A 21,251-nucleotide genomic window follows, 5' to 3' on the forward strand; every position below is an offset into this window, starting at 1 on the left:
CATGCATGGATATCAGTGAGTTTTACGACACCTTCTTCGAGGAGGCGCAGGAGCTGCTGGCCGAGATGGAGCGCCTGCTGCTGGCGCTGGATGTCGAGGCGCCGGATGCCGAGCAGCTCAACGCCATCTTTCGTGCGGCCCATTCCATCAAGGGCGGTGCCGCGACCTTCGGCTTCACGGTCCTGCAGGACACCACCCATCACCTCGAGAACCTGCTGGACCGTGCCCGCCGAGGCGAGTTGCGGTTGAGCATTCAGCATATCGATCGCTTTCTGGAGACAAAGGACATGCTCGACGACCAGTTGGCGGCCTATCGCAATGCCCAGTCCCCCGACCCTGAGGCCTACGCGCATATCGTCGCGGTGCTCAAGCAGCTGGGCGAGGAGTCGTCGGTGATGGATGCCTCGAGCGAACCAGTGCCATCTGATATTGATGACCCGAGCCTACCAGGGCCGTCAGGCGAAGCGTCTGCGCCAGTCGGCAGCGATATGGCCACGCCGTCTACGCTCGAGTCACAGCCCAGCGCCGACGCAAGTTTGCCGTTGCTCTCGGTCACTCTGATGTTCGTCGCCGACCGCGAGCGTGAACTGCTGATCGAAGAGCTGGCCAACCTCGGAGAGGTCATCTCCAGCAGCGGTGACGAGCAGGTATGTCGCGTCATCGTGAGTACCACGGTCAGCGCCGCGGATATCGAAGCGGTACTGTGCTTCGTCATCGAGCCGGAGCAGATTCTTATCGAGCCCGCGACACCTGCTCCACCAGCGGAGGTTGATGGCGTAGCTGATGGCGTAGTGGGCGGCGTAGCGGATGGGCTGGTTGAAGCGCTGACTGAAGAGCTGACTGAAAAGCAGGCCGAGGACGTCGCCGACGGCATGGCTGACGACGCAGCAAACGAACTTGCTGGCATGCAGCCAGCGCCCGCTGAAGCGACAGTCGACACAGGCTCTTCGGCAGGTATCTCTACCGCTGGCGCGGCAGAGTCGTCGTCCACTGGCGCGGCAGGGCCATCTGCCGCTACCCCGGTGAGTGGCGAGCGACGCAGCCAGTCGGGGCGGCGTGCTACTGATGCGCCTGCTGAGCAAGGCTCCATCCGTGTCGGCGTCGACAAGGTCGATACCATCATCAACCTGGTCGGCGAGCTGATCATCACCCAGTCGATGCTGGAGCAGACGGCATCGGCGACCACGCCGCCGGATCAGGCGGCGCTGGTCAGTGGCATCAGCCAGCTGCAGCGCAATGCACGAGACCTGCAGGAAGCAGTGATGTCGGTGCGCATGATGCCGATGGACTACGTGTTCTCGCGGTTTCCGCGCCTGATTCGCGACCTTGCCTCGCGGCTGGGCAAGCAGGTCGAGCTGGTCAGCCAGGGGCATGACACCGAGCTGGACAAGAGCCTGATCGAGCGCATCATCGATCCGCTGACCCATCTGGTGCGCAACAGCCTCGATCATGGCATCGAATCGCCCAGCGAGCGTGAGGCGAGTGGCAAGAGCGCCCACGGCACCCTGACGCTGTCTGCCCGCCATCAGGGCGGCAATATCGTCATCGAGGTGATGGATGACGGCGCCGGGCTCGATCGCGCGCGCATTCTGGCCAAGGCGCGCAGCAACGGCCTGGCGGTCAGCGATGGCATGAGCGACGACGAGGTCTGGCAGCTGATCTTCGCCCCCGGCTTCTCGACGGCCGAGCAGGTCAGTGACGTCTCGGGGCGTGGAGTCGGCATGGATGTGGTCAAGCGCAATATCCAGGCGCTGGGCGGGCACGTGGAGCTTGCCTCCGTGACCGGGCAGGGCACCACCACGCGTATCGTGCTGCCGCTGACGCTGGCGATCCTCGAGGGCATGGCCATTCGCGTCGGCGAGGAAATCTACATCCTGCCGCTGTCGGTGGTGGTGGAGTCGTTGCAGCCGCAGGCCGACATGCTGTTCAGCATGGTCGGCAATGATCGCCTGCTGAAGGTGCGGGACGAATACCTGAGCCTGGTTGCCTTGCATGAGGTGTTCGCGGTACCTGGCGCCCAGACGCAGCCGGAGCAGGGCATCGTGGTGGTGGTGCAGGGCAAGGGGCGCCACTACGCCTTGCTGGTGGATGAGCTGATCGGTCAGCAGCAGGTGGTGGTCAAGAATCTCGAAAGAAATTATCGCAAGGTGCCGGGCGTCTCTTCGGCGACGATCCTGGGCGATGGGCGGGTGTCGCTGATTCTGGATGTTTCGGACCTGCATCGCCTCGCCAACCAGATGCCAGCGGTGCAGAGGCAGGCAGAGGTCGCCACTGAGTCCGCCATGCCCCAGGACGCCATCGTCAGCTGAGACGATGGCCGTTCACCGGCCGCACACTCGCCCCTTGCGCCTCGGCGCGAAGCGTCACCCCATCACAGACAGGAGATGAGCATGTCTCACACTCAAGTTGCCGCGGCGCAGACGTCCAATGTCGGCCTGGCGCAGGACCACGCCTCCAAGGTCAATGACGGCGGCGAATACCTGGTATTCAGCCTCGGCGAGGAGCACTACGCCGTGGATATCCTCAAGGTGCAGGAGATTCGCGGTTACGAGAACGTCACGCGTATCGCCAATGCACCGGCCTTCATCAAGGGCGTGACCAACCTGCGTGGCGTCATCGTGCCGATCGTCGATCTGCGGCTGAAGTTCCAGCTGGGTCAGGCCGAATACACGGCGCAGACGGTGGTGATCGTGATCAATATCGGTGAGCGTGTAGTCGGCATCGTCGTCGATGGCGTCTCCGATGTGATCAGTCTCGCGGCCGATCAGGTGCTGCCGCCGCCGGAATTCGGTGCGCGCATGAACAGTGACTTCCTGGCGGGGCTCGCGACCGTCAACGATCACATGCTGCTGATCATGGATATCGAGCACATGATGACCAGTGATGAAATGGCGCTGATGGAGCCCGCGACGCAGCCGGCATGACCTGCTGTCTCGCGGCATGAGTCAGGCGCAATAGGCGGCATGTTGCCTGCGGCGTGTGCTCGCCTGATCTCGCGAGCTTTTCCACCTGTTTCGTCTCGAGCGCCGCTGGCCTGCTGGTCAGCGGCGTTCTGCGTTCAAGAACTGCCGACAGCGGCCGATAAGGTGTGCACCACAAGGTCGTGGGCGGCTGTACCGGGCAATGACGGTCATGCTGCCGGTCAGTGGTCTCGCCGGGTCAATGACGATCACGCTGTGACGAGTACGAGGCTAAGCAAGGGCAATGCGAAACAATCAGCCGGTGACGGCAAGGGAATACCCCATTGGTGAGCATGACTACCTGATCTCGCGTACCGATCTCAAGGGACGCATCACCTACGCCAACTCTGTCTTCATCGAGGTCAGTGGCTTCACGCGTGATGCCTTGATCGGTGCGCCGCACAATCTGGTGCGCCACCCCGACATGCCAGAAGCCGCCTTCGAGAATCTGTGGGCGACGCTCAAGCAAGGCGAAAGCTGGCAGGGACTGGTCAAGAATCGACGCGAGAATGGCGACTATTATTGGGTCGACGCCTGTGTGACGCCGCTGATCGAGCAGGGCGAGGTGATGGGGTTTGCCTCGGTGCGCGTCAAGGCCAGTCGCGAGCAGATCGCCCAGGCCGAGCAGGTCTACGCGGGCCTCAAGCAGGGCAAGCGCGACTATCGTTTGAGCAAGGGCCGCATCGTGCGTGCCGGCCTCACGGGGGCCTTCCAGCGTCTCGTCCAGTGGCGCATGGCGCCACGTATCGCGCTGCTGGCCGCATTGCCGCTGGTGGCCGGAGTCTTGATGGGCAGCGAGCTGCTGCAGGTGCTGGCCGATAGCCAGGCGCATGCGCGCGCGGTGCTGACCCAGCTTGCCACCGAGCTGCCCGCGGCACAGCTGGTGACGCTTGAGCAGCGCCAACAAGCGCTTGAGGCGAGCCATGCGCGTCTGGAGTGGGGGCTGTGGACCGCCTTCGCTGGCGTGGGCGTGGTGTCGCTGTGGTTGGCACTGCGTACCTACCGCAGCCTGGTGCGTCCGCTGCGCAGCACCCTGGATTTCGCACGCCAGATCGCCGCGGGCAATCTTTCCCAGTCGATGACGCTGGCGGGCAATGATGAGATGGCACGTCTGGTACGAGCGCTGGACAGCATGCGCAAGTCGCTGGTCGGCATCGTCAGCGAGGTCAATGCGGGCATCAATGTGGTCAGGCCTGCCGCTGGCGACATGGCGCACGGCAATCAGGAATTCTCGGCGCGGGTCGAACAGCAGGCAGCATCGCTGGAAGAGACGGCGGCCAGCATGGAGCAGATGACCGGCACCGTGCGCCAGAATGCCGACAATGCCATCCAGGTCTCGCAACTGGCTGATCAGGCCACGCGCTCCTCCAATGAAGGTGGCGAGGCGATGCAGGCGGTGGTCGTGCGCATGCAGGGGATTACCGCCACCTCTGAAAAGATGGCCGACATCATCAAGGTGATCGACTCGATCGCCTTCCAGACCAACCTGTTGGCCCTCAATGCCTCGGTGGAGGCCGCACGCGCCGGTGAACATGGTCGCGGCTTTGCCGTGGTGGCTGGTGAGGTGCGCAATCTGGCCTCCCGCAGCGCCGAGGCGGCGCGCGAGATCAAGGCGCTGATCGACACCACCCAGCGGGAGATCATCGATGGCGGGGATCAGGTCGAGGCGGCGCGCGGCACCATGGAGGCGATCGTGACCGGCATCTCGCGGGTCAATGATCTGATCGCCGAGATCTCCTCGGCCTCGCGTGAGCAGAGCGGCGGCATCGAGCAGATCAACACCGCCATCAACGAGATGGACCAGGCCACCCAGCAGAACGCTCAGCGTGTGATGAGCAGCGCTCACTTGGCGCAGGATCTCGAGCGTTCGGTCGCGGGGCTGTCGCATGCGGTCAACGTCTTCCGCTTTGGCGGCGAAGGGCCGGAGCAGATTCCTGCGCGCCTGCCGGGGGACGCCTCAGCCGAGCAGTCTTCTTCTGTGCACGCTCAGGCCGCGACTCGAGCGCAGGTGCCTGGCGGCTCACAGGGCCCGCGACGGTGACAGATCTCACGACGCCACCCGTCTGGCCCGCCCCGTCACCGGCCTCCCACGCTCTCGGGCGGGACCTGGTGATGACCGATGACGACTTCGAGCGCATCGCGCGCCTCATCTATCAGCGCGCCGGCATCGTGCTGGCGCGTCACAAGCGTGAGATGGTCTACAGCCGCTTGTCGCGCCGGCTCAGAGTGCATGGTCTGACGCGTTTTCATGACTATCTGACCATGCTGGAGGCCAGCCTGAGTCGCAGTGATCACGACGAGTGGCCTGCCTTCATCAATGCGCTGACCACCAATCTGACCGCGTTCTTTCGCGAGCCTCATCACTTCGTCATGCTCGAGAACTTCCTGCGCGAGCGCCTGCAACGCCGGACGTCGGGTCAGCGGGCGCCGCTACGTATCTGGTGTGCGGCCGCCTCGACCGGGGAGGAGCCCTATTCCATCGCGATGGTGCTGCGCGAGGTGTTGGGAGCCGCGGCGAATCAGGTCGAGCTGATCGCCACCGATATCGACACGGACGCGCTGCGGGAAGCCGAACTCGGCATCTACCCCTTCGAGCGCATCGCCAAACTGGGTGAGCAACGCTGCAAACGCTTCATGCTGCGTGGCAGCGGCAGTCGCCAGGGGCAGGTGAGGGTGCGCCCGGAGATCAAGCAGCTGGTGCGCTTTCGCCACCTGAATCTGCTGGATAGCCACTGGGACCTGGGTAGCGGCTTTGACGTGATCTTCTGTCGCAACGTGATGATCTACTTCGACAAGCAGACCCAGTCACGCTTGCTGGACCGCTTCGCACTGATGCTCAAGCCCGATGGGCTGTTGTTTGCCGGTCATTCCGAGAATTTCTCATGGCTCAATGATGCCTTCACGCTGCGCGGCCAGACGGTCTATACCCTGTCTCGCCGCCGGACGGAGGGCGCGTGATGCGTCGTGATGGCTGGTGATGATTTCCTTTCCCTTACCCACTCTCCAGGAGTGTCTGGATGCCTACTCCCGCTTCATCGTCATGCTCGGTCTCAAGCTCCAATGCTGGTTCAAGGTCAGATTCGAACTCAAGTGCAGCTGCTGGCGCAGGCACACCCCAGGCCGGGGCGGGGCGCATGATCCGTGTGCTGTGTGTCGATGACTCCGCGCTGATTCGTGAGTTGATGGCCGAGATCATCAATGCCCAGCCTGACATGCAGGTCGTGGCCACCGCGCCGGACCCGCTGGTCGCGCGAGACCTGATCAAGCGTCACGAGCCGGATGTGCTGACGCTGGATGTGGAAATGCCGCGCATGGATGGGCTGGACTTCCTCGAGCGCCTGATGCGTCTGCGGCCGATGCCGGTGGTGATGGTGTCTTCGCTGACCGAGCGCGGCGGGGAAATCACGCTACGCGCGCTGGAGCTGGGTGCGGTGGATTTCGTCTCCAAGCCGCGCCTGGGCATACGTGGTGGCATGCTCGAGTATGCCGAGACGATTGCCGACAAGATTCGCGCCGCCGCGCGGGCGCGTGTGCGGTCTGCGGGTCGCGCCGGGACGTCGCCATCTGCTGGCGGTGCACAGGCCGCCTCGGTTCTGTCCCATTCGGCCCTGTCCCATCCTTATCAGTCCAGTCTGGCAGACAGGTCAGTCGCCGCCCCGGTCAGTCAGGACACGGTGCCGCCTGTGACCGCTGCTGCCAGCCGCTGGCCATTGCTGTCGAGCGAGAAGCTGATCGCGGTGGGGGCCTCGACCGGCGGGACCGAGGCGATACGCGCGGTGTTGCAGTCGTTGCCGGCGGATGCGCCGGCCATTCTGGTGACTCAGCACATGCCGCCGGGCTTCACGCGCTCGTTCGCCGAGCGACTCAATGGACTGTGCCGTATCGCCGTCAAGGAAGCCGTGCACGGTGAGCGCATCCTGCCGGGGCATGCCTATATCGCGCCTGGCGACGCCCACCTGACGCTGTCGCGCAGCGGGGCCAACTATGTGGTCACCCTCGATCAGCGTCCGCCGGTCAATCGTCACCGCCCATCAGTGGATGTGCTGTTCGATTCCGTGGCGCGGGTGGCCGGTCGCAACGCCGTGGGCGTGATCCTCACCGGCATGGGTCGCGACGGCGCGCGGGGGTTGTTGCAGATGCGCCAAGCCGGCGCCCACACCATCGCCCAGGACGAGCAAAGCTGCGTGGTCTACGGCATGCCGCGGGAAGCCGTCGAGCTCGGGGCCGCGGAAAGCGTATTGCCGTTGAGTCGCATCAGTGGGCAACTGCTCCACCTGGTACAGCTGGCCGGGCGTTCGCAGCGCGTCTAGACCGCTTCGATCTGCCTGGGCGTGGAGGTTAAGTGGGTGTGAGTTGCCGGCAAGGAGAAGATGGGCGCAGAGGGTAAAGTCTTCCTGCTCGTGGCCGATAACCCCCTCACAAGGCTGGAATTTTCAGCCGTTCCCTCATGTGATTCTGGAAGAGAGCCCGACCGCTGATGGCCGACAAGAACCTGCGAATCCTCGTCGTCGACGACTTTCCCACCATGCGTCGGATCGTGCGCAACCTGCTCAAGGAGCTCGGCTTCACCAATGTGGAGGAAGCCGAAGATGGGCAACAGGCCCTGGAGTTCCTGAATCAAGGCAGCTTCGAGCTGGTGATCTCCGACTGGAACATGCCCAACCTCGATGGGCTCGAGATGCTCAGACGCGTGCGTGCCAATCCCGTCACGGCCACGTTGCCGGTGCTGATGGTCACCGCTGAGGCCAAGAAGGAAAACATCATTGCCGCTGCCCAGGCCGGTGCCAGTGGCTATGTGGTCAAGCCCTTCACGGCGGCGGTGCTGGAAGAGAAGCTGGGCAAGGTCTTCGAGAAACACGGCCTCTGAGCCATCGGACCACGTTGGCCGGGCCACGCTGGTCGCGTCATGCTGGTCGGGCCGCGCTGGTCAGGCAAGGCTGGTGCGGTCAGCGTAGTTGGTCACATCAAGGAGGGTGTCATGAGTCATCTGGAATCATCATCTGAACCCCAGTCATCCTCGGGCGCTGATCCTGGTGTGAGGGCGCGCGATGGGGCAGCCAACCTCGCCAGAACGGGGGATAGCAGCGAAGACCTGATTCGGCGTATCGGCCAGCTGACGCGCATGCTGCGCGACAACATGCGTGAGCTGGGGCTGGATCGCGAGATCGAACGTGCTGCCGAGGCGATCCCCGATGCTCGTGATCGCCTCAATTATGTGGCCAGCAAGACGGAGCAGGCGGCAGATCGTGCCCTCAATGCCTGTGAGCGGGCTCAGCCGCTGCAGGATGCCCTGGCCAGTGAGGCGAAGTCGCTCAGCGGGCGCTGGGACGCCTGGTTTGCCGAGCCGGTGGCCCTGGATCAGGCGCGTGAGCTGGTGATCGACACGCGTGCCTATCTGGCCGTGGTGCCTGATCAGACCAGCGCCACCAACAGTGAATTGCTCGAGATCATGATGGCGCAGGATTTCCAGGACCTTACCGGCCAGGTGATCAAGCGCATGATGGATGTCATCCAGCAGATCGAGATGCAGCTGTTGCAGTTGCTGCTCGACAATGTCCCGGAGGGCCATGCACGTTCGGCGATGGCGTCTTCCGGGCAGGTGGCCGCTGCGGGGCTTTCGGCAGCAGAGCTTTCAGCCTCGGCGCTGGATGAGCAGGCAACCCCCGGCGACTGGGACGCCCAGTCTGGCGCCTTGCTCAATGGCCCCCAGGTGCGAGCCGATGCGCCGGGGGTGGTCGCCAGTCAGGATGAGGTCGATGACCTGCTGGATAGCCTCGGTTTCTAACCGCCTTCCCGGTAGTGGCACCTGCTGGTCCTTGTTCTTCATCCCCTTGCTCGTCCACGTCCCGTGTGGCGGGCAAGGGCGTTTTTGGGCGCTATTCCGCGCTTTGATCCCCGCCGTGCTTGGCACAATGAGGCCCATTCTCGGCATGATGCATTCGCCGTGCGCGCCAGTGTGAGCGAGCGTCATGCTCATCGGCAGTCCAGGCAGATGCGATCCCAGGCAAGCGGAGTAGCCGGTGGCTGACGAGCAGAGCAGCGACGACAAGACAGAAGACGCCACGCCCCACCGAATACAGAAGGCCCGCGAGGAAGGGCAGGTGCCCCGTTCGCGGGAGCTTGCGACCTTTCTGTTGCTGGGCGGAGGTGCGGCAGGTCTGTGGCTGTTGGCCGGGCCGCTTGGCGACACCTTGGAGCGAGTGCTGGGCGCCTCGTTCGGCTTTGATCGCGCTCAGGCACTCGACAGTCGCGTGATGCTTGCCAACGCCTTGATGCTGGGCCAGGAGGCCTTGCTGGCACTGTTGCCGTTGTTCGCCCTGCTGATGGTGCTGGCGCTGGTCGGCCCGGTGCTGCTGGGCGGCTGGATGTTCTCCACCAAGTCGCTGGCGCCGTCGCTGGGCAAGCTCAATCCCGTCAAGGGGCTGGGCCGGATGGTCTCCTCCCAGGCGCTGGCCGAGCTGCTCAAGACCATCGCCAAGTCGATACTGGTCGGTGGCGTGGTAGTGATGTATCTGCATGCCCAGCGCCAGGAATTGATGGCGCTGATGATGATGCCGCTGGGCAACGCCATGGCGGATGCGCTGGCGATCGTGGCGCGCTGTACGGCGCTGGCGATATTGATGCTGATCGTGCCGACGCTGATGGATGTGCCGTACCAGCTGTGGAGTCACGCCAAGAAGCTGCGCATGAGCCTCGAGGAGATCAAGCGCGAGCACAAGGAGACGGATGGCGACCCGCAGATCAAGGCGCGCATCCGTCAGCAGCAACAGGCCATGGCGCGTGCGCGCATGATGAGCGCCGTACCCACGGCCGATGTCATCGTCAACAACCCGACGCACTACTCGGTGGCGCTGGTCTATCACGAGGGCGACATGCGCGCACCGCGGGTGGTGGCCAAGGGGCGTGATGAGGTGGCACTGCGCATTCGTGAAGTGGGCGAGGCGAACGAGGTGCCGATGCTGAGTGCGCCGCCCCTGGCGCGTGCCCTGCACACCCATGTCGATCTCGAGCAGGAAATTCCCATTGCGCTCTACCAGGTCATCGCCGAGGTGCTAGCCTGGGCGATGCGACTCAAGCGGGCGCGCCAGCAGGGTGGCCTGCGCCCGAGCCTGCCGGCAGATCTGTCCGTTCCCGATGAGTATCAGGTGTCCGAGGAGACGCAAGGCGCGGCTGAGGAGGCTGGCCCGCCAGGCGCCGAGCGTGATGACAGGGCGCCGGCAGCCGAAGCTGAGGTATCAGCCGCAGGCGCGCCGCCCTCTGACGCGACATCCTCTGATGACGCCGATGCCGGGGCGGTGTTCCAGCCCAGCGCCAAGCCCGGGCCGGACGTTGATGCGCCGACGGATCCTCGTGTCGGAAGTTGATGACCGAAGTTGATGACCGAAGTTGATGACCGACGTGGCTGATCGAAGTTGAGGCCCGAACTTGATAACCGTCCTGCTGGCTGATGCTGCTGCCCGAACCCCATGACTGACCGCCATTTCTGCTCCCCAAGCTCGGGCCGCTGCGCAGCACACGCAACGCCCTCCACGATCGATGAGCCGCTTGCATGAATACCTTGCTGACACTGTTTGACCGCGTGGGGCTCAACACCTCCAGCCAGCTGAAGGTGCTGGCCGGGCCGCTGCTGATCATGATGATCCTGTCGATGATGGTGTTGCCGCTGGCGCCCTTCATCCTCGATCTGCTGTTCACCTTCAATATCGCGCTGTCGATCATGATCCTGATGGTCAGCATGTTTGCGCAGAAGCCGCTGGATTTCTCGGCCTTCCCCGCGGTGCTGCTGTTCTCGACCTTGCTGCGCCTGTCGCTCAATGTCGCCTCGACGCGGGTGGTGCTGCTGGAAGGTCACAACGGCGGTGACTCGGCGGGCAAGGTCATCGAGGCCTTCGGTCAGTTTCTGGTCGGCGGCAACTTCGCCGTCGGCCTGGTGGTGTTCTCGATTCTGGTCATCATCAACTTCATGGTCATCACCAAGGGCGCCGGGCGTATCGCCGAGGTCGGCGCACGCTTCACGCTGGACGCCATGCCCGGCAAGCAGATGGCGATCGATGCCGACCTCAACGCCGGCCTGATCGGCGAAGACCAGGCGCGCGAGCGCCGCCGGGAAGTGTCACAGGAATCCGATTTCTTCGGCTCGATGGACGGTGCCAGCAAGTTCGTGCGCGGCGATGCGGTGGCGGGACTGGTGATCATGGTGGTCAATATCATCGGCGGGTTGATCATCGGGGTCGGTCAGCACGATTTGAGCATGTCCGATGCGGCGCGCACCTATACGCTGCTGACCATCGGTGACGGCCTGGTGGCCCAGATTCCGTCGCTGGTCATCTCGACTGCCGCGGGCGTGATGGTGTCGCGGGTCAACACCAATGAAGACGTCGGTCAGCAGATGATCGGCCAACTGTTCAAGAGCTCGCAGGTACTGTGGTTGGCCGCTGGCGTGATGGGGCTGCTGGGTCTGGTGCCGGGCATGCCCAACATGGTCTTCATTCTCTTCACCTTGCTGCTGGCGGGGCTTGGGTGGTGGGCCTCCCAGCGCGAGAAGGAGGTCAGCAGCGAGGCGAAGGAAGAGGCGGCGCCCGCGCCTGCGGCGGCCGTGCAGGAGGTCAGCGAGGCCAGCTGGGATGACGTGCGACTGGTGGAGCCGTTGGCGATGGAAGTCGGTCATCGCCTGATCGCAATGGTCGACATGCGTCAGGGCGGTGAGTTGCTGGCGCGCATCAAGGGGGTGCGTCGCAAGTACGCCCAGGAGATAGGGTTTCTCCCTCCGGTGGTACATATCCGCGACAACCTCGAGCTCGGGCCCAATCAGTATGTCATCAGCCTTAAGGGTGCCGAGGTCGGGCGGGGCGAGGCCTATCCGGGCCGCTGGCTGGCGATCAATCCGGGCAAGGTGTCCGGCAAGCTGCCGGGCGTGGCCACCACCGAGCCGGCCTTCGGCCTGGCTGCCACCTGGATCGAGCCGGAAACCCGCGAGCAGGCCCAGGTCTATGGCTACACGGTGGTCGACACCCCGACCGTGATCACGACCCACCTCAATCATCTGATGACCCGCCATGCCGATCAGCTTCTCGGGCGCAGTGAGGTCAGCAAGCTGCTCGAGAAGCTGGGCCCGCAGGATGGCGGCCTGGTGGAGGAAGTGGTGCCGGCCTTGATCAGTCAGGGCACCCTGCAGCGTATCCTGCACAACCTGCTGGATGAGGAGGTCTCGATACGCGACATGCGTACCATCCTCGAGGCGCTTGCGGAGCATGCCCCGCACAGCAAGGACCCCAACGACCTGACTGCCATGGTGCGCGTCGCGCTCGGGCGTGCCATCACCCAGTACTGGTTCGGCGCCGAGCGCGTCTTGCGCGTGATCGGTCTGGAGGCGCAGCTCGAGCAGGTGCTGATGCAGGCCTTGAGCAGTGGCAATGCGCTGGAGCCCGGCCTTGCCGATACCTTGATGCAGCATGCCGAGAATGCCGTCGCCGCGCAGGACGCCAATGGCGAGCCCAGCGTACTGGTGGTCGGGCATGCGCTGCGACCCTTGGTGGGGCGCTTCCTGCGTCGTCGCTTCAAGAGTCTGGCGGTGCTGTCCCAGGCAGAGATTCCCGATGACCGCGAGCTGCGGGTCACCCAGATGATCGGGGGGCGTGCGGCGTGACGTCAGGGCGGCGCGGCTCACCACCGGGCAAGACAACAACATGCCGCAAAGGCAGAGAAGTGCGACAGGGAAGGCGCCGGCAAGGGGTGTGTCGAGCGTCTGCAGCAAGACGGATCTGAAGGAGTCAGCGGTGCAGAGAAGAAGGCGAGTGGCGACAGGGTGGAAGAAGGCCTGGGCGGGGGTGGCGTCGAGATCGAAGCTGAGTGCGAAGCTTGGAAGCAGGACGGCACCGATGGTGGCCTTGATGACGGCAGCAGCGCTGTGGGCCGCGACGCTGGCTGCGCCGGCGCAGGCAGCCAGTGCGGCAGTGATGATGTCCGTCGAGTCGCTGACCATCGCTCAGCGGGGGCATTGGTATATGCGCCCTCTGGCAGTGGCAGATGCCGTGCGTGATTCAGGGCTGATGGCGCCTGACAGGACGCGCGTCACCGCGATTCATTGGCGCTATTCGCTTACGAGTGCGCCGGGGGAATGGCAGATCATGCTCTGCCTGGAAGAGCGCTGCGCCATGCTCGAGGCGAGGCGTGGCAAGTTGACCCTGCCCACCCGGGAGCTGGCGACGGCGCCATTCTCGCTGAAGGTCTATCGCAATGGGCGTGGTGTACTCAAGCCGGCGGCACATCTGGATGACATCCAGCTGGTGATCGACGTCGAAAGCCTGGAAGGCGCGTGACAGGCAGCGTTGTCAGCGAAAGGGGGCTGTCTTTGAATGACTGGCGATGAGTGGCTGACGATCGCTGGCTGATTGGCTGGCGAGTGGAATGAATCAGCTGTATCTGGAGGCTCGGCAGAATGCCGGGCCTCGCGTGTTTCTGGGTCAGTAAAAGTAAAGACAGTCGGGGGGCAGTCCGCGGGCTTCACGCCTTAGGTATTCAAGTCAGGACGCTCAGGCCAGGACAGTCAGGCCGAGACGTTCAGGCGTGAGGTCCCCGCTGCCGGCCGTCCATCGGCGCCGTAATGGCCGGGCGCACGTTGATGCAGGCTGTCGAGAATCTTGCTGTGCAGTGCCATGCGCTGACCGATCAGTTCACCATTCAGACGATTGCGTGCCTGGGCGCGGCGCGTCAGCGTCACCAGATGCCACCACTGGGTGGCCAGTACCGGCTGGCTGGCGAGCACCGTATGCAGTTCCAGTGGGTCATTGGTGAGCCCGGCGCTGCTCAGCCAGCCGCGCCGGCGGCTCTCCAGCGCTTCCAGACGGGCGGCGTTGGCCAGCTTGGCTTCGCGCGAGGCCTCAAGGTCTGCCGCGCTCGGTAGGCGTTGGCCCAGCAGGCGCTGTTCTTCCTCGAGCAGGGCGATGAAGTCATTCAGCTCCTGCTCGAGGCCGGAAAATATCTCGCCCAGCAAGGCTGTCGAGGCGTCATCGAGTGTCATGCGTCACCTTCGAAGGCATCGATCAGCCCTTGTGCGATGCGGTCGACATCTATCTTGATGCTGCCATCGGCGATGGCCTGCTTGAGGCTGTCGACGCGCGCCTGGTCGATGTCCTGGCCTGCATCGATCGCGCTGCTGGAAAGCTCGACCTGGGTCGAGTCAGACGTGGAGGTCGCCGCCGTGGTGGCGGTAGTGTCCTTGGCCGTCTCGGGGCGCAGTTCGCGCGGGGCTTGAGTGTCGCTGCGCTGTATCGGGCCGCCATGTTCAATCTTCATTGACTGTCCTCTCTGGCCGTCGGGCCGGGCTCGACGACGAGCCTGTCATGGATGGGTTGCGTGCGTCATCTGCGCGCTTGAATCGACTATCGGCCATGCCAGCACAAGCTTTACCCCACACAGGCAATATGGTTCCTCAGGAATGAGGTATCTGGTGCGGGTGGCGGCTTGTCAGTATCAAGCATTTCGGCCTTTGAGCGTCAGCGTCTCGTTCCGGCGCGTCAGCGTGTCGTGGCTGGACTTGCGCAGTTAACAGGATGATTCGAGTTGGCTCGGCGCGACTCATCTCAACTCAACTGAAGTCATCATGGCGCTACCCGCCGCGGCCCGATGACGCGGGCGCGCACCCAGTCGCCCGGAGCGAGTTCGATGCGGATGCGCTCATCGAGCCCCCCAGCCTCCAGTGCCCGCGCACTGCGCTGCATGCTGAAGCCTGTGCCGCTGACCTGATAGGTCACGGTATCGCCGAAGTTTACCAGCGGGATGGCGCGCACGCTGTTGCGGGTGATGACCTCGCCGGCGCGTAGGCGGCGGCGTACCTCGAAGCCTGACAGTGCCGCGGCGCTCTCGAAACCATTGCCACGCAACTTGCCCAGTGGCGTCAGTACCGGCGTCAATCTCGCGGGTGCCAGCGGCGTGCCGCTGGCAAGCGGCTGTGGCGTGCTCTGGCGCCAAGCGTAGCGTTCCATGCGAACGCTGACGATATCTTGCTGGCCGTTGGCGCACAGCAGCTGCAGACGTTTGAGGCCCGGTGCATGGCGGTCACTGCGCGCGGCGTTGAGACTCAGCTGGGGTGCCGAGCAATCTTTCAGGCGGGCGGGCAGGCGACGTAGCTCGAGTTGTACGGAGGCCTCGCTGGGCGCGCCCAGTGGTGGCTCTCCGGGCATGCGCACTCTGACGGGGCCGCTGTCCTCGGCGGTGAAGAAGTCGCTCAATTGCCAGCGCAGGGCCTCGACGGCGCGTGTCTGCGCGTCTTTGGTTGATGGCGCTGTTGTTGAGGCTGTTGTTGAGACTGATGCTGATGCCTGGGCGGCAGACAGCTGAATGGCAGAGCCGATCGCGTCTGAAGTGTTGGCATGCACAGCGGTGCCCACGGGCAGCAGGGCCAATAGCCCGGTGCTTGCAATGGTGCGCCAAAGGCCTTTTATCGTCGCCAGTCCTCTAGCCACAGACAGGCCTTTTGCTACGCTGATTTTCGGCATGCTGTCTCTCATCGCGAGTGGCGTCCGGGGCGGAAGGCGGGGTCAAGCGCCCCTGGTTCAGGGCACAAGGTTCAGGGCGCTGGATCAGTGCCGCGAGAGATTGTAAGCCGCCCCCGACACCGGCATGGCCAGAAATAGCCGCGATAAAGTGGCTTGTTCTTACCTTCATCCTGGCGCTGGCTGACTATTCTCAGTCCTGCTTTCCGTCATGCTCCCCTACGCGTGAGCTGATCGATGGATGTTCCCTCGCTCACATCAGGGCGAGGTGCCGACAGCGGGGCACTTCCATGTTTGATCGACTTGATTCCCTCATGAGCTTTCACCAGCAGGCGCTGGGCCTTCGCGCCGAGCGTCAGCAGGTGCTGGCCACCAATATCGCCAATGCCGACACGCCGGGCTATCTGGCGCGCGATATCGACTTCTCCGCCACCCTGGCCAAGGCGACGGCGGGCAATGCCGCGCCGGGGCCGCTTGCGCTGAATACGACCCAGGCCGGCCACCAGGCTGCCAGCGGGGCGGGTCTCTCGCTGGGCGCGGACCTGCTCTATCGCGTGCCCACACAGCCGAGTCTGGACGGCAATACCGTCGACATGGATGTGGAGCGGGTCAATTTCGCGGACAACAGTCTGCATTACGAGGCCAGCCTTGAGCTTCTGACCGGCAAGATCCAGGGCCTGCGTCTGGCCATGCAATCGGAGAACAGTTGATGGCAGCGTTCAGCATCTTCAACGTCGCGGGTTCCGCGATGGCGGCCCAGTCGCAGCGCATCAATGCCGTGGCCAGCAACATGGCCAACGCCGACAGCGTGGCGGGCCCGGATGGCAAGCCCTATCAGGCGCGTCAGGTGGTGTTCGAGTATGCGCCTCTCGCGCGTCAGGCCAATGCCTCGCTGGCGACGGCCAACCTGGCCGGTGGCGGTCTGGCGACACAGATGGCGTCGCGCAGTGCAGGCCTCGGGGGTGTCAGGGTCAGCTCGGTGGAGCTGAGCGATGCCCCGGCGCGCCAGGAGTATCGCCCCGGGCATCCCCTCGCCGACGAGCAGGGCTATGTGACCTTCTCCAATGTCGATCCGGTTGCCGAGATGGTCGACATGATCGCGGCTTCCAAGTCCTACGAGGCCAATGTCGAGGTCTTCAATACCTCCAAGTCCCTGCTGCGCAAGACGCTGACGCTGGGGGAATGACCCTCGCTCAGAGCTTTGGCCTTCTGACCGCTTCTTCTGATTTCGGGTAACCGCATGGCGACGCTAGACACCAGTGTGCTCAACAGCATCAACCAGACCACCACGACCTCCGGCGTCACCGACAGCACGCAGTCGGTGAGCAGTACCGAGGAGCTCAATGATCAGTTCATGACCCTGCTGGTGGCGCAGATGCAGAACCAGGACCCGATGGACCCGGTGTCGAATTCCGACCTGACCGCGCAGCTGGCCCAGATCAGCACCGTCAGCGGTATCGAAGAGCTCAACACCACGCTTGAAGGCATCACGGCACAGATTTCCAGCAGTGAAGCACTGCAGGCGGCCAGTCTGCTCGATCAGGGTGTGCTGGTCGGCGGCAATGCGGTGCTGGTGGGCAACGCGACCTCGACACCCTTCGGTCTTGAGCTGGCCGATGACGTCGACAACGCCACCGTCGAGGTGCTGGGTGCGGATGGCAGTGTGGTCAAGACCTTCGAGTTGGGCGCATTGGAGGCGGGTATTCATGGCTTCGTCTGGGACGGTTTGCTGGATGATGGCACTGAAGCCGCCGATGGCTCCTACCAGCTGGCCGTGACGGCCGAGCGGGCAGGCGAGAGCTATGACGACTTGCAGACGCTGAGCTATGGCGTAGTCAGCGGCGTCAATCAGACCGACAGCGGGGCTCAGCTGGACCTGGGTCCGGTGTTGGGTGTCGTCAGTCTGGACGCCGTGCGTCAGGTGCTTTGACCTGAGCCCATGGCGGCGAGATAGCGCCAACGAGCCCGCCGGACGGGCCACCAGTTTCAGGCCGTTTGGCCGCCCCCCGAGCTCGCTGACAGGTCTCGGGCTTTCATCTTCATCGCGATCAAAGGGACAGACCATGGCGTTTTCACAGGCATTGAGCGGCTTGAGTGCGGCGGCAACCAATCTGGATGTGATCGGCAACAACATCGCCAACTCGGAAACGGTGGGTTTCAAGTCTTCCGAGACCCAGTTCGCGGATCTTTATGCCAGTTCTCAGGCGGCGGGTATCGGGGTCCAGGTTGCCTCCATCTCCCAGGACTTCTCGACCGGTTCGCTGGAAACCACTGGGCGTGATCTCGATATCGCGATTTCCGGCGAAGGATTTTTACGTTTTGCCGACAGCTCCGGTCAGGTGGTCTATTCGCGCAATGGCCAGCTCAATGTCGATGCCGATGGCTATATCGTCAATACGCAGGGTGCCCAGCTGACGGGCTATGCCGGCGAGCGGGTCACTGGCGAGCCCGTGGTGCTGCAGGTACCGACCGCGCCCCTGGCGGCCAGTGCGACCCAGGACAACCTCGCCAACAGCATCTATGGCGCGCAGATATCCATCAATCTGGATTCCGAAGCCGAGCCGACCACCACGACCTTCGATCCGATGGATCCGACTAGCTATGACTACGCGTCGTCGATGACCGTGTATGACAGCCTGGGCAGCGAGCATGTCGTGACATCGTTCTATACCAAGACAGGCAGCAACACCTGGGATGTTCAACATGTGATGGACTTCGCCGGCAAGTCGGCCGAATACCAGTCGGATGTGAATGCCGGCATCACCCCGACGGTGGATTTCGATGTCCAGGTGGAGCAGATCAGCTTCGCCACCAATGGCCAGCTGAGCGGCGACTATACCCAGACAGCCAAGACCTACACCCTCACGAACGGTGCCGAAGACATGAACTTCAGCATCGATCTGACGGGCAGCACCCAGTACGCCAACGACTACGAAGTCACCTCGCTATCCCAGAACGGCTACACCTCGGGCAGCCTGGTGGGCATCTCCATCGACGGTGACGGGCGGGTGATCGGCAGTTACTCCAATGAACTGACCCAGACGCTGGGCACCATCGCGCTGGCCAACTTCGCCAACGATCAGGGCCTCAAGCCCAACGGTGACAACAGCTGGCTGGCGACTGCGGAATCCGGTGAGCCGCTGGTCGGCGTGCCGGGCGAGGGGGTATTCGGTGATGTGGTCTCGGGGGCGGTGGAAGCCTCCAACGTCGACCTGACCACTGAGCTGGTCGATCTGATCATCGCCCAGCGCAACTACCAGTCGAATGCCCAGACCATCTCGGTGCAGGACGAAGTCCAGCAGACCGTGATCAACCTGCGTTGATCCGGACTGACTGATGCCATGTCGCCTGACAGCGCCAGCGCTGCGCGTGTTATCTGACCAGATCGGAGTCGGCTGATGGACAGAATGCTCTACACCGCCATGAGCGGCGCCCAGCGCAGCCTGGCGGCTCAGGATGTCGCCAGTCATAACCTGGCCAACCTCTCGACCATCGGCTTTCGCGAGATGCTGACACTGTCGCGGGCGGTGGATGTGCAGGGCGAAGGGCTGGCGACACGCGTCTCCAGTCAGCTGACCACCGCGGGAGCCTCGATGGCCCAGGGCACCATCCAGACCACGGATCGCGCGATGGATGTCGCGCTGGACGGCCCCGGCATGCTGGCCGTGCAAGGCGCGAATGGCGAGGAGCTCTACACGCGCAACGGCGCGCTGCAGATCGATGCCGATGGTGTCCTGACCTCCGGCGGCTTGCCGGTAATGGGCGATGGCGGGCCGATCGAACTGCCGCTCAACGCCATCGTGCATATCTCCGCCGATGGCAGCGTGAGTGCGCGCTCGGCGGCGGATGCACCTGACACCATGGTGCTGCAGGCCCAGCTCAAGCTGGTCAATCCCGAGGCCATTCCCGGCAGTCCGGCGCTTGTGCGCGGCGAGGACGGCTATTTCCGTCAGCCGCCGACTGCTGCGGGGGAGGCCGCGCCACCGCTGGCTGCCGACCCGCTGGTGCGGGTCGTCTCCGGCGCCCTGGAGAGCAGCAACGTCTCGGCGACCGACGCGATGGTCGCCATGATCAACAACGCGCGCAGTTTCGAGATGCAGATGAAGAGCATCGATACGGCAGAGCGCATGGCCGAGCGTGGCAACAGCCTGCTTGGTACCGACTGACCCCGTAATCACGGCGGAGCCCCCTGATGATTCGTGCCCTATGGACAGCCAAGAGCGGCCTTGAAGCTCAGCAGATGCAGATGGACGTCACGGCCAACAACCTGGCCAACGTCTCGACCAATGGTTTCAAGCAGTCGCGCGCGGTGTTTGAAGATCTGCTCTACCAGAACATGCGCCAGCCCGGCGCTGCCTCCTCAGCCACCACCGAGCTGCCCTCGGGGCTGCAGGTGGGGACCGGGGTGCGCACCGTGGCCACCGAGCGTCTGCACATCCAGGGCAATCTGGAGCAGACCGAGAACTCCAAGGATGTCGCGATCAATGGCCAGGGCTTCTTCGCGGTGATGCTGCCGGATGGCACCAATGCCTATACCCGCGATGGCTCCTTCCAGCTCGACAGCACCGGCCAGATGGTCACCGCCAGTGGCTACCCGCTGGACCCGGCGATCGTCATTCCGGCCAATGCCCTGAGTGTCGATATCGCCTCCGATGGCGTGGTCAGTGTCACCCAGCCCGGCTCCACCAACAGCACCGAGGTCGGTCAGCTGCAGCTGTCCACCTTCATCAACCCGACGGGCCTGTTCAGTCGCGGCGAGAATCTGTATTCCGAGACCGATGCCTCCGGGCCGCGCAGTGACAACGTGCCGGGCTTCAATGGTGCGGGCACTCTCTATCAGGGCTTCGTCGAGACTTCCAACGTCAACGTGGTGGAAGAGATGGTGGGCATGATCCAGAACCAGCGTGCCTACGAGATCAATTCCAAGGCCGTGACCACCACCGATCAGATGCTGGAGCGTCTGGTTCAGATGTAAGGGTTGTCGCATGTCGCTTTCGCGTGATCTCCCGGTGGTGGCACTGCCATCCCTGTCAGCTGTTTGCCCACGCCAGATTGGCTTGGCGATGCCTGGATTGGCATTGCCTGGCTGGCGTCGCATGTGCCGCGCGCTGGTCGGATTGGCGATGCTGACCATGACGCTGGTAGGCGCCGGGTGTGCCCATATCCCCAGCGAGCCGCTGGTCGATACCACGCCGATGGAATCGACGATGCAGCCGCGTCCGGAACCGATGGCCAATGGTGCCATCTTCCAGCCGCTGTATGGCAACCAGCCGCTGTTCGAGGATCGCCGCCCACGTGCCATCGGCGACATCATCACCATCCTGCTCGACGAGAATGTCAGCGCCAGCAAGAGCTCGGCCAGCAATGCCAGCCGCGACGGCAGCCTCGGTTTCTCGCTGACCGCCATCCCCGATTTCATGACGGGGCTGCTGGATGGCACCGATGCCGATATCGAGGGCGAGAATGATTTCACCGGCAGCGGTGGCTCGAATGCCAACAACAGTTTCACCGGCACCATCACCGTGACGGTCAGTCAGGTGCAACCCAACGGCAATCTGGAGGTGCGCGGCGAGAAGCGCATCGCGATCAATCAGGGCACCGAGTCGATTCGCTTCTCCGGAGTGGTCAATCCGCGCACGATTTCCTCGGCCAATACGGTGCAATCCACCCAGGTGGCCAGTGCACGCATCGAATATGTCGGTGATGGCTATATCAACGAGGCGCAGAACATGGGCTGGATGCAGCGCTTCTTCCTCAATCTGGCGCCGTTCTGAGTCTGGCGTGCTGATTGCCGCAC

20 protein-coding genes are annotated in these 21,251 nt (G+C 63.7%); 17 read left to right on the forward strand and 3 right to left on the reverse strand.

What is annotated here, in order from left to right; genetic code table 11:
* The first annotated feature begins 5 nt into the window (after positions 1–5).
* The 10 genes from cheA (at position 6) to QD208_RS13380 (ending at position 13,279) form a co-directional block, all read left to right on the forward strand.
* The gene (gene cheA, locus QD208_RS13335; RefSeq protein WP_279837082.1) at positions 6–2,309 is read left to right on the forward strand and encodes a chemotaxis protein CheA; all 2,304 of its coding nucleotides are present in this window, start codon (positions 6–8) and stop codon (positions 2,307–2,309) included.
* Between the two features lie 81 nt (positions 2,310–2,390).
* Positions 2,391–2,924: a chemotaxis protein CheW gene (locus QD208_RS13340; RefSeq protein ID WP_279837083.1), complete on the forward strand. Its 534-nt coding sequence runs from the start codon at positions 2,391–2,393 to the stop codon at positions 2,922–2,924.
* 280 nt (positions 2,925–3,204) lie between these two features.
* Complete coding sequence (locus QD208_RS13345) at positions 3,205–5,001, forward strand: PAS domain-containing methyl-accepting chemotaxis protein (protein ID WP_279837084.1); 1,797 nt, start codon at positions 3,205–3,207, stop codon at positions 4,999–5,001.
* A gap of 71 nt (positions 5,002–5,072) precedes the next feature.
* Entirely contained in the window at positions 5,073–5,918 is an 846-nt protein-coding gene (locus QD208_RS13350; RefSeq protein ID WP_279837085.1) for a CheR family methyltransferase, read from the forward strand.
* 176 nt (positions 5,919–6,094) lie between these two features.
* On the forward strand, positions 6,095–7,270 hold the full coding sequence (locus QD208_RS13355) for a chemotaxis response regulator protein-glutamate methylesterase (RefSeq protein ID WP_279837086.1): 1,176 nt from the start codon (positions 6,095–6,097) through the stop codon (positions 7,268–7,270).
* 167 nt (positions 7,271–7,437) lie between these two features.
* Complete coding sequence (gene cheY / locus QD208_RS13360) at positions 7,438–7,827, forward strand: chemotaxis response regulator CheY (RefSeq protein WP_279837087.1); 390 nt, start codon at positions 7,438–7,440, stop codon at positions 7,825–7,827.
* A gap of 111 nt (positions 7,828–7,938) precedes the next feature.
* Positions 7,939–8,745 (forward strand): protein phosphatase CheZ, encoded by an 807-nt coding sequence (gene cheZ / locus QD208_RS13365; RefSeq protein ID WP_279837088.1) that lies wholly within the window; start codon positions 7,939–7,941, stop codon positions 8,743–8,745.
* 235 nt (positions 8,746–8,980) lie between these two features.
* On the forward strand, positions 8,981–10,324 hold the full coding sequence (gene flhB / locus QD208_RS13370) for a flagellar biosynthesis protein FlhB (RefSeq protein ID WP_279837089.1): 1,344 nt from the start codon (positions 8,981–8,983) through the stop codon (positions 10,322–10,324).
* 185 nt (positions 10,325–10,509) lie between these two features.
* On the forward strand, positions 10,510–12,606 hold the full coding sequence (gene flhA / locus QD208_RS13375; protein ID WP_131432092.1) for a flagellar biosynthesis protein FlhA: 2,097 nt from the start codon (positions 10,510–10,512) through the stop codon (positions 12,604–12,606).
* Between the two features lie 232 nt (positions 12,607–12,838).
* Positions 12,839–13,279, forward strand: a complete 441-nt coding sequence (locus tag QD208_RS13380) for a flagellar protein FlhE (protein ID WP_279837090.1) — start codon at positions 12,839–12,841, stop codon at positions 13,277–13,279.
* 227 nt (positions 13,280–13,506) lie between these two features.
* Here QD208_RS13380 and QD208_RS13385 read toward each other — a convergent pair whose 3' ends face one another.
* From QD208_RS13385 to flgA, 3 genes are all read right to left on the reverse strand, one after another.
* Positions 13,507–13,980: a flagellar protein FlgN gene (locus tag QD208_RS13385; RefSeq protein ID WP_279837091.1), complete on the reverse strand. Its 474-nt coding sequence runs from the start codon at positions 13,978–13,980 to the stop codon at positions 13,507–13,509.
* Positions 13,977–14,255, reverse strand: coding sequence for a flagellar biosynthesis anti-sigma factor FlgM (gene flgM, locus QD208_RS13390; RefSeq protein WP_279837092.1), 279 nt, complete (start codon positions 14,253–14,255; stop codon positions 13,977–13,979). Before flgM ends, QD208_RS13385 begins: the two co-directional genes overlap by 4 nt.
* Positions 14,256–14,560: 305 nt before the next feature.
* On the reverse strand, positions 14,561–15,190 hold the full coding sequence (gene flgA / locus QD208_RS13395; protein WP_279837093.1) for a flagellar basal body P-ring formation chaperone FlgA: 630 nt from the start codon (positions 15,188–15,190) through the stop codon (positions 14,561–14,563).
* Positions 15,191–15,768: 578 nt separating this feature from the next.
* Here flgA and flgB point away from each other — a divergent pair.
* The 7 genes from flgB (at position 15,769) to QD208_RS13430 (ending at position 21,228) form a co-directional block, all read left to right on the forward strand.
* Positions 15,769–16,164 (forward strand): flagellar basal body rod protein FlgB, encoded by a 396-nt coding sequence (gene flgB, locus QD208_RS13400; RefSeq protein WP_318833290.1) that lies wholly within the window; start codon positions 15,769–15,771, stop codon positions 16,162–16,164.
* Positions 16,164–16,640 (forward strand): flagellar basal body rod protein FlgC, encoded by a 477-nt coding sequence (flgC, locus tag QD208_RS13405; protein WP_279837094.1) that lies wholly within the window; start codon positions 16,164–16,166, stop codon positions 16,638–16,640. The genes flgB and flgC overlap by 1 nt, the downstream gene beginning before the upstream one ends.
* A gap of 54 nt (positions 16,641–16,694) precedes the next feature.
* A complete protein-coding gene (locus QD208_RS13410) occupies positions 16,695–17,384 on the forward strand; it encodes a flagellar hook assembly protein FlgD (RefSeq protein ID WP_131432086.1) in 690 nt (229 codons plus the stop codon).
* A gap of 133 nt (positions 17,385–17,517) precedes the next feature.
* Positions 17,518–18,777: a flagellar hook protein FlgE gene (gene flgE, locus QD208_RS13415; protein WP_279837095.1), complete on the forward strand. Its 1,260-nt coding sequence runs from the start codon at positions 17,518–17,520 to the stop codon at positions 18,775–18,777.
* Between the two features lie 75 nt (positions 18,778–18,852).
* The gene (locus QD208_RS13420) at positions 18,853–19,620 is read left to right on the forward strand and encodes a flagellar basal body rod protein FlgF (protein ID WP_279837096.1); all 768 of its coding nucleotides are present in this window, start codon (positions 18,853–18,855) and stop codon (positions 19,618–19,620) included.
* 26 nt (positions 19,621–19,646) lie between these two features.
* Positions 19,647–20,429 carry a flagellar basal-body rod protein FlgG gene (gene flgG / locus QD208_RS13425; protein ID WP_054556613.1) on the forward strand — a complete coding sequence of 261 codons (783 nt, stop codon included), beginning with the start codon at positions 19,647–19,649 and terminating at the stop codon, positions 20,427–20,429.
* Between the two features lie 121 nt (positions 20,430–20,550).
* A complete protein-coding gene (locus tag QD208_RS13430) occupies positions 20,551–21,228 on the forward strand; it encodes a flagellar basal body L-ring protein FlgH (protein ID WP_279837128.1) in 678 nt (225 codons plus the stop codon).
* Positions 21,229–21,251 lie beyond the last annotated feature (23 nt).

The organism is Cobetia sp. 29-18-1 (assembly GCF_029846405.1).
Lineage (GTDB): Bacteria > Pseudomonadota > Gammaproteobacteria > Pseudomonadales > Halomonadaceae > Cobetia > Cobetia amphilecti.